Annotated in this window: 5 protein-coding genes and 2 pseudogenes; 6 read left to right on the top strand and 1 reads right to left on the bottom strand. The window is 40.7% G+C overall.

Going from position 1 to position 8,988, the window contains the following annotated elements:
• Positions 1 to 98 (bottom strand): annotated as a pseudogene (locus AFK68_RS22320) (hypothetical protein); the annotation flags it as partial.
• 87 nt (positions 99 to 185) lie between these two features.
• Between AFK68_RS22320 and AFK68_RS22315 the strand changes: the two are divergent.
• The 6 genes and pseudogenes from AFK68_RS22315 to miaB all read left to right on the top strand — a co-directional run bounded on the left by AFK68_RS22315 (position 186) and on the right by miaB (position 8,565).
• Positions 186 to 881, top strand: a complete 696-nt coding sequence (locus AFK68_RS22315; RefSeq protein ID WP_094675190.1) for a hypothetical protein — start codon at positions 186 to 188, stop codon at positions 879 to 881.
• Between the two features lie 36 nt (positions 882 to 917).
• On the top strand, positions 918 to 1,385 hold the full coding sequence (locus tag AFK68_RS22310) for a hypothetical protein (protein ID WP_094675188.1): 468 nt from the start codon (positions 918 to 920) through the stop codon (positions 1,383 to 1,385).
• Between the two features lie 114 nt (positions 1,386 to 1,499).
• Positions 1,500 to 1,880 carry a hypothetical protein gene (locus tag AFK68_RS39525; RefSeq protein WP_210407562.1) on the top strand — a complete coding sequence of 127 codons (381 nt, stop codon included), beginning with the start codon at positions 1,500 to 1,502 and terminating at the stop codon, positions 1,878 to 1,880.
• Positions 1,849 to 2,226: pseudogene (locus AFK68_RS42285) on the top strand (type II toxin-antitoxin system PemK/MazF family toxin). The gene AFK68_RS39525 and the pseudogene AFK68_RS42285 overlap by 32 nt, the downstream one beginning before the upstream one ends.
• Before the next feature lie 70 nt (positions 2,227 to 2,296).
• Positions 2,297 to 7,111, top strand: coding sequence for a tetratricopeptide repeat protein (locus tag AFK68_RS39510; protein WP_210407559.1), 4,815 nt, complete (start codon positions 2,297 to 2,299; stop codon positions 7,109 to 7,111).
• A 98-nt stretch (positions 7,112 to 7,209) separates the two neighbouring features.
• Positions 7,210 to 8,565 carry a tRNA (N6-isopentenyl adenosine(37)-C2)-methylthiotransferase MiaB gene (miaB, locus tag AFK68_RS22275; RefSeq protein ID WP_094675186.1) on the top strand — a complete coding sequence of 452 codons (1,356 nt, stop codon included), beginning with the start codon at positions 7,210 to 7,212 and terminating at the stop codon, positions 8,563 to 8,565.
• The last annotated feature ends 423 nt before the right edge of the window (positions 8,566 to 8,988 follow it).

The raw sequence follows: 8,988 nt of genomic DNA, 5'->3' as shown, positions 1-8,988 counted from the left end.
AACTCGTCTGGATGTGCTGCTAAAACTTCATCAATAATTGCTTCTATCGCTTTAGTATCTGATATTTGAATTAGACCTTTTTTCTCAACAAAATCTTTCCGAAAATTTTAGTGCTATTGTACCTCATAAACCTGAAATCCTCTGTAACAGTTAATCAATAATAATCAATTGAGGGAATTTGTATTTTGCTAGCTAGGGAACTCAAGACACAATTAAAATCTTTGATTCAGGAAGCATCTTCAGTAGACCCATATTTGACAAAAAGATTAAATGAAGTAAATAGATGGATTAAACATTTAAAACCTGGTACTTTGACAAGTAAACCATTTGTAATACTTTTTTTGAAACAGCTTATTGAAGATTCTCAAATTTTCCTAATTATCAAATCTATTGAAAAGGAAATTGAGGGAGAATTTGACTATCGACAAATGAATCCTACAGAACAATATTGGCATCAAGAATTATTTCCAAAATGGCTACGAGAAAAAGACCCTAAATTTTATATTTGGAAACAAAAACTCATGTCAGGAGAATTTACTCAAGAAGATGGAAAAATAATTAGCGATACAGCTAAAAAAATTGAACTTAATCAAGGCACAGTTTTACAACGCTATATTGTTGATTTGTCAATGGCAACCGATATTATTGTTAGTAGTAGTCAAGAGAAACCATTATGTATTCAACTTACAACTTTATCTAAAAATTTGGCTAAAAATAAGGCAGAAAAGTGGAAAGATACTCTAGTATTTTGGGAAATTGACAGAGGGCTTTTTTTAAGCTATAATCCGGGCAAACAAGATTATCAAAATGAATTAGTCAAAATCACATTAGATAACAGCGACAATCTCCAGAAAGGTAATTATTTAAAGTGTAGTTTATAACCGAATTTAGACAGACTGAGGAAAAATATTAATATTATGGCGACAAACCCAAAAAATCCTCCAGAAGAAAAATTAGCAGAGTTTACTAAACTATTAGAATCATCTCGAAAATTACAAGCTGATATTTTAAATTATGGTTTAGATGCAGCAGAAATTTATGTAGAAGATGTTGATGGAGATTGGTTAGAAAATTGGGATAGTAATACTTATTTTGATTCGATAATTTTTCTGCTAGAAAGTGATGATTTAGTAGCAGTAAGAGTGAGGGAAAAATTAAGAGAAAAATCTACATCAGAAATTGCTTCAGAGTTAGAAAAAATGTGGCAAATTTCTGACGAGGATGATCGTATTTTGGCTGTAAAAAAATTATTGGTTGGTGGTGTTAACGTAGCTAGTAGTAACCGAGATATAAGTGATAAAAATGAAGAGGATGGAATCGAACTTTTGGAATTAGCTGAAGAATTGCTGGAGAAATTAGATCAGATTTTTGAGGAACAGGAATAATGGAGAAAAAGTAATAAGAGAATTGAAGCTATCCTTCTTTCCCAACTACTTCCCACCAAAGGATAATTAATATCCAGTTCTGCGTTCAAATGCTAAAAAATTACTTGTAAACTTATGTCAAATCATACTATTATTCTACCCGAACAAACTTACAAAGTTCTCTTAGAGGTTGCCAGAGAACAAGGTTTAACTCCTGAAAATTGGATTGCTGCCCAATTGCCGAAGGAGCGAGTTGTACCCAATGCGACGCCAATGCCAGAACCAATGTTGTCCGAGCTGACAGAAGATTTAATTGGTGCTATCGATAGTCAAGCTGTAGCAATGGAGTCGCCAACTCGGCTATCTATGGGAGAAATTGCTCGGCTGCCAGTTGCAGAGCGCCACAAGATTTTGGCTCCTTATATAGCTGCAACTGCTGAAGATTTTTTAAACGATCCAGAGTTAACTGAGTTTTCGGTTCTTGATGGGGAAGATTGGGAACTGGAAGATGAATAACCCTAAACGAGGAGAAATATGGCTGGTGGAACTCGATCCAACTAGGGGACAAGAAATTAAAAAAACTCGCCCGACTGTTGTAATTAATTCTGACATTTTTAGTTCCATTCCTATCAGAATTGTTATTCCTATAACTAAATGGTAACCTAAATTTCAAAACCGCCCTTTTATGGTTCCTATTCCCCGTTCCCAGGATAATCGTTTGGATAGGGACTCTGCTGGTAATGTTCTCCAAGTTCGGAGTATTTCTAGTGAAAGGTTCGTTAGGTGTTTGGGGCGGGTTTCTGAGACTGTTCTTCAGGAACTGCTGGCAGTGTTAATTACCTGTATTGATTATGATTTATAGAACTCATCAAGTTCTGGGTTAAAATACTAAAAAATTACTATTTTATTCAGCTATAAATTCATCAAAAATTATGGCAAAAGAATTTGGTGAGCCAAATGCTGAAAAAGCATCTCAACGGCAAAAAGCTTATTTAAAGCTGATTATAGAATTGCAGAATTGTCCGAGGGGTTCTACCAGTGGGGTAGAATTTCAGGAGGTTTTAAACGGCTACCCAGAGCTAGTTACCCCGGAGTTATTGGAAGTAATGGCGCAGGAAGCCGAAAGTTTGAGGGATAATAAAAATTGGGATAAGGCAAATTCCCTGTTAAGTGTGGCGCTGCAAGTGGGGGAGGTGTTGGGAAGTTCTGAGAGAGAGGCGGTTGTGAGGCAGGAAACTGCGGATGTTTTGAGTCAAATGGGGAGGCGCGAATACGAAATTAGTCAGTTTTCTGAGGCGGTACAATTTTCAGAACTGAGTTTAACCATATATCGAGAACTTTCAGACAGTCAAGGAGAGGTTGATGCTCTCAATAGTTTGGGTAAAGGTTGTCGGTGTTTGCGGGAGAATGAAAGGGCGATCGCTCTGCATCAAGAGTCTTTGGCTATTGCTAGGGAAACTGGAGATAGTCAGGGAGAGGTTGATGCGCTTAATGGTTTGGGGGCGGTGGATAATTCTTTGGGGAAATATGAGGAGGCAAAGGGTTATTATCAAGAGGCTTTGAGTATTGCTGAGGCGATGGGGTATGCTAAAGGGAAGGCTGATGCTTTTAATGGTTTGGGTAATGTTTGTAGAAATTTAGGAGAGTATGAAGAGGCGATCGCTTATCATCAAAAGTCTTTGGCTATTAGACAGGAAATTAAAGATCGTTGTGCGGAATTTGTTTCTTTCTGGAATTTGAGTTTTAATTATCAGTCTTTGCAACAATACGAGCAGTCTTTGGAATGCCTACAAAAATGTTTGGTTGCTGCTAGAGAAATTAAAAACCGTCAGTGGGAAGCCCACTCTTCGTTTCGACTAGGTATTGAATACTACAGCAGAATCAAAGGAGATAAGGCTGAAAATCTGGAGTTGGCGATCGCTGTGTGCCAAAAAGCTCTGGAAGTTTACACCAAAGATGCTTTCCCAAACAACTGGGCGACGACTCAGGGTACTTTGGGCAATGCTTACAGTGACAGAATTAAAGGAGACACCGCAAAAAATCTGGAAATGGCGATCGCTGCCTATGAAAATGCTCTGGAAGTTCATACCAAAGAAGCTTTTCCCAATGAATGGGCGATTACTCAGGCTCTTTTGGGCAATGCTTATCGTAACAGAATTAAAGGAGACACCGGAGAAAATCTAGAATTAGCCATCGCTGCCTACGAAAATGCTCTGGAAGTCTACACCAAAGAAGCTTTCCCCAATGAATGGGCAATGACTCAGGTTATTTTCGGCACTGCTTACTTGCAGAGAATCAAAGGAGACAAGGCCGAAAATCTGGAATTAGCTATTGTGGCCTACGAAAATGTTCTGGAAGTTTACACCAAAGAAGCTTTTCCCAACGACTGGGCAGATACTCAGAACCATTTGGGCGTTGCTTACCGTAACAGAATTAAAGGAGACAAAGCCGAAAATTTGGAATTAGCCATCGCTACCTATGAAAATGCTCTGGAAGTTTACACCAAAAAAGCTTTCCCCAATGACTGGGCACAGACTCAGAATAATTTGGGTAATGCCTACAGTTTTAGAATTAAAGGAGACAAAGCCGAAAATCTGGAATTAGCCATTGTGGCATACGAAAATGCTTTGGAAGTTTACACCAAAAAAGCTTTCCCCAACGACTGGGCAACGACTCAGAATAATTTAGGCGCTGCTTACAATTACAGAATTAAAGGAGACAAAGCCGAAAATTTGGAATTAGCCATCGCTGCCTATGAAAATGCTCTGAAACTTTACACTAAGAAAGCTTTCCCCAACGACTGGGCAACAACTCAGAATAATTTGGGCGCTGTCTACGGTAACAGAATCAAAGGAGATACCGCAGAAAATCTAGAATTAGCTATCGCTGCCTATGAAAATGCTATGGAAGTTCGCACCAAAGAAGCTCTCCCCTACGACTGGGCAATGACTCAGAATAATTTGGGTACTGCCTACAGTGGCAGAATCAAAGGAGACAAGGCCAAAAATCTGGAATTAGCCATCGCTGCCTACGAAAATGCTCTGAAACTTTACACTAAGAAAGCTTTCCCCAATGACTGGGCAAAGATTCAGAATAATTTGGGTAATGCTTACAGAAATAGAATCAAAGGAGACAGGGCCGAAAATCTGGAATTGGCTATTGTTGCCCACGAAAATGCTCTGGAAGTTCATACCAAAGATGCTTTCCCCTACGACTGGGCAAATACTCAGAATAATTTGGGTGAAGCCTACCGTCAAAGAATACAAGGAGACAGGGCAGGAAATCTGGAATTGGCCATCGCTGCCTACAAGAATACTCTCTTAGTTCACACCAAGGAAGCTCTACCCTACTACTGGGCAATAACTCAGAATAATTTGGGTAATGCTTACAGAAACAGAATCAAAGGAGATACCGCAGAAAATCTGGAATTAGCCATCGCTATCTATGAAAATGTTCTGAAAGTTCACACCAAGGAAGCTCTCCCCTACTACTGGGCAATGACTCAGAATAATTTGGGCATTGCCTACAGTAACAGAATCAAAGGAGACAGGGCTGAAAATCTGGAATTAGCTATCGCTGCCTACGAAAAAGCTCTGGAAGTTCGCACCCAAGATGCTTTCCCCAACGAATGGGCAATGACTCAGAATAATTTGGGCACTGACTACGGTAATAGAATCAAAGGAGACAGGGCTGAAAATCTGGAATTAGCCATCGCTGCCTACGAAAATGCTCTGGAAGTTTACACCTCGAAAGCGAATCCTGTTGAATGTCTCAACACATCAATTGGTTTAGGGAACTTCCACTTCACGAAAAGGAGCTGGCAGCAAGCCATTGATGCCTACAAACAATCCATAACCGCAGTGGAACTCACCCGTAGTTGGTCAAAAGACGATGATCGCCGTCAAGAAATCCTCAGAAAAGCAATAGGAGTTTACATTAAGATAGTGCAATGCTTTGTCAACCTCAAGGAATACTCCCAAGCTTTTGCATACGCAGAACGTTCTCGCAGTCGGCAGTTAGTCGATCTCATGGCAAGTAAAGATGTCTACCAACGAGGAGAAATTCCTTCAGAAGTAGAAGAACTATTGCAGCGATTTGAGTATTTGGAACGGCGAATAGACGGCTTGAGGTTCCCCAACCAATCCCCAGACAACCGAGAAACCACAGATGCTGCTACCGCTACCCGCCAGCGGGCTGCTTTGGAAGCCAAAAGTGAAGATATAGCAAAATTAGAAGCAGAAAAGCAGGAAACTTACCGTCAAATTCGCAAATTAGACCGAGTGTTGGCAGAAGGTATTCAAGTTGCCCCCTTGGAATTTTCCCAATTGCAGCAACTTATCGAAGACGACACCACCGCCATTCTTAGCTTTTACAGCACCATCGACGACACCCACGTTTTCATAGTGCGTCGCAGTGGAGTTGATGTGCATACCTGCTCAGGCCAAGGTTATCGCGAGTTGCAAATCTGGTTGCGCGACAACTGGTTAATACCTTATGTCGAGCGCTCCTACTTACCCGGTTTCATTGCCGTCGCCCAGTTGTTAGGATACGAGGTGGAGGCGATTGAATCCTGGAAACTCCTAGAGACAGAAGTAACTGTCCTTCTTGAAGATGAAACTTTCCAGAATGCCAACAAATCTAAACTTGAGGAATTGTCGCAGAGGGAAAAAGAACGGTTAGACAGCGAATGGTATCAACAGATAGCATCGAAATTCGCAGAAATTAGTCGGCGGTTGGAATTAGATAAATTAGTAGAGAAATTAGAGGGCATCCAAGAATTAATCCTCATCCCCCATTTATATCTGCATCAAATCCCCTTTGCTGCCCTACCCCTGGCATCCAACCACTATTTCGGCGACAAATTCCTGATCCGCACCCAGGCAAGTTGTCAAGTTCTCGACTTTTGCTACCAACGCCCACCCCTGGCAACCAATTCTCCTACCTATGGCATCGTGGAAGATACCACCCAAGACTTACCCTGTTCCACTTACGAAGGGCGACAAGTTGCAGAAATGTACCAAGTCGCCGAGAGCCAATATCTCCAAGGCAGCCAAGGCACTGTCAACGAGTACAAAAAACTCTTGCCCCAAGTGCAACGCTTACTATCAACCCACCACGCCCAATCTCGCCTCGACAACAACCTCGAATCCGCCCTCATCTTAGCCGACGGCAGGATAACTCTGGGGCAGCTATTATCTCCGGCGTTCCGTTTCCCAGATTTAGATGAAGTATTCCTGTCTTGTTGTGAAACCAACCTCGGAAGCACAGACATCAGCGATAACATGATGACCTTGAACACAGGGTTTTTATGCGCTGGAGCTAGGGGAGCAGTGAGTACATTGTGGTCTGTGGATGACTTAGCCACTTCCATATTTTCCATATTTTACCATCAACTGCGCCAGGCAGGTAAAAATCGTCCCCAAGCTTTGCAACTTGCCCAACAGAAATTACGACAGTTGACTGGCAAGGAGTTTGAAGAGAAGTATGGAAAGGAATTGGAGCAATCCTTAAGAAAGAAATTAAAAGAAGCCCGGGAACAGTTACGAGAAGCAAAAAAGCAGCGGGACAGTTACCCCAAAGATTCCCTAGAATATGAAGAGTTGCAGAAAGAACGGGCAAAGCAAGCTAAAATTTACGATCGCATTGGCACAACAATTGAAAACCTAAAGCAAAAGAGCCAAGAAGAATGTCCTTTTGCCCATCCGATATACTGGAGTGGTTTTATTTGTGCGGGTTTGAGGGGTTAACATAGAAATTTGGCTAGCGATCGCCTCCCTAAAATCAACTAAACTATGATATAATATTAAATCCTTTGTATACTATCATTTTATTCTAATAGTTTATTATGAATACAAATACTAATCGCTATCACATTACCACTTTCGGCTGTCAAATGAACAAGGCCGACTCTGAACGCATGGCGGGTATTCTAGATAATATGGGCCTCATCTCCTCAGATGACCCCAACGATGCCAACATCATTCTATACAACACCTGCACTATTCGCGACAATGCCGAACAAAAAGTCTACTCTTATCTTGGCAGACAAGCAAAACGCAAACACCAACAACCAGACCTCACTCTTATTGTTGCTGGATGTGTCGCTCAACAAGAAGGAGAAGCACTATTGCGACGAGTGCCTGAACTAGACTTAGTTATGGGACCCCAACACGCTAACCGTTTGCAAGATTTATTAGAACAGGTATTCAATGGCAACCAAGTAGTCGCCACTGAACCCATTCACATTGTCGAAGATATCACCAAACCCAGACGGGATAGTAAAATTACTGCTTGGGTAAACATAATTTATGGTTGCAACGAACACTGCACCTATTGTGTTGTTCCTGGTGTCAGAGGTAGAGAACAGTCTCGCTATCCTGAAGCTATTCGCGCTGAAATGGAAGAGTTGGGGAAACAAGGTTATCCAGAAATTACATTGTTAGGGCAAAATATTGATGCTTACGGACGGGACTTACCGGGAACAACAGCAGAAGGGCGCAATAAATACACATTCACAGATTTACTTTACTATGTGCATGATGTACCAGGTGTGGAACGCATTCGTTTTGCGACAAGTCACCCCCGCTATTTCACGGAACGTTTAATTAGAGCTTGTGCTGAGTTGCCCAAGGTTTGTGAACATTTCCATATTCCGTTTCAGTCTGGAGATAATGAATTATTAAAAGCGATGGCAAGAGGTTACACCCATGAGAAATATCGCCGAATTATTGATAAAATTCGCGAACTGATGCCAGATGCTTCTATTAGTGCTGATGCAATAGTAGGTTTTCCTGGGGAAACTGAGGAACAATTTGATAATACGCTGAAATTGGTAGACGATATTGGGTTCGACTTGTTGAATACTGCTGCTTATTCTCCCAGGCCGGGAACTCCTGCAGCTTTATGGGAAAATCAACTGAGTGAAGAGGTGAAAAGCGATCGCTTGCAACGGTTGAATCATTTGGTGGGTGTGAAAGCAGCAGAAAGGTCGCAACGTTATATGGGTCGTATTGAAGAGATTTTAGTTGAAGACACAAACCCTAAAAATTCTGCTCAAGTTATGGGTCGTACTCGTGGCAACCGTCTGACATTTTTTGAGGGGGATATTAATCAGTTGAAAGGTAAGTTAGTAAAAGTGAAAATTACTGAAGTACGTCCGTTTAGTTTGACTGGTGAAGTGAAGGAATTTGTGGCAGTTTAGAAGTTTTCAACAATTATTAATTATTAATTATTAATTATTAATTACCTCTTCTGTAATAGAAGGATTGCCTAAAATGCTTTATACCTTAATTTTTCGGTAAGAGTGGGGTGAATAAATAAGATTTATATTGTGATAGAAAGCTCTACTTTCACAATATCAAGAATTACTTTTGGGAAATGGTATAATATCAAATCCGCTTGGCAACGGAAGTATTATAAGAAACCGGGTTTATGGGAGGTAGATGTTAGCATGGTGTGGCACTTAATATAAACCCGGTTTCTATGCTTTTTTATATCGATACTACTGAATTTGATATCAAAACCACAGCAGGGACGTTCGATGAAACGTCCCTGATATTTATTAATATAATAAAAAATGCTGTATGGTATTTTATTTTGGTCAATGACTAATATAATAATAAGT

The sequence above is a fragment of the Hydrocoleum sp. CS-953 genome, assembly GCF_002260545.1.
Classification (GTDB): Bacteria; Cyanobacteriota; Cyanobacteriia; order Cyanobacteriales; family Microcoleaceae; genus Trichodesmium.
Note: the sequence above shows the minus strand (reverse complement) of the source record. Positions and strands in the feature narration are given on the sequence as shown.

Bases quoted from the DNA above. Each gene is read 5' to 3' on its own strand.
- miaB (WP_094675186.1), top strand. From the start codon at position 7,210: ATGAATACAAATACTAATCGCTATCACATTACCACTTTCGGCTGTCAA.
- AFK68_RS22310 (WP_094675188.1), top strand. From the start codon at position 918: ATGGCGACAAACCCAAAAAATCCTCCAGAAGAAAAATTAGCAGAGTTT.
- AFK68_RS39510 (WP_210407559.1), top strand. From the start codon at position 2,297: ATGGCAAAAGAATTTGGTGAGCCAAATGCTGAAAAAGCATCTCAACGG.
- AFK68_RS39525 (WP_210407562.1), top strand. From the start codon at position 1,500: ATGTCAAATCATACTATTATTCTACCCGAACAAACTTACAAAGTTCTC.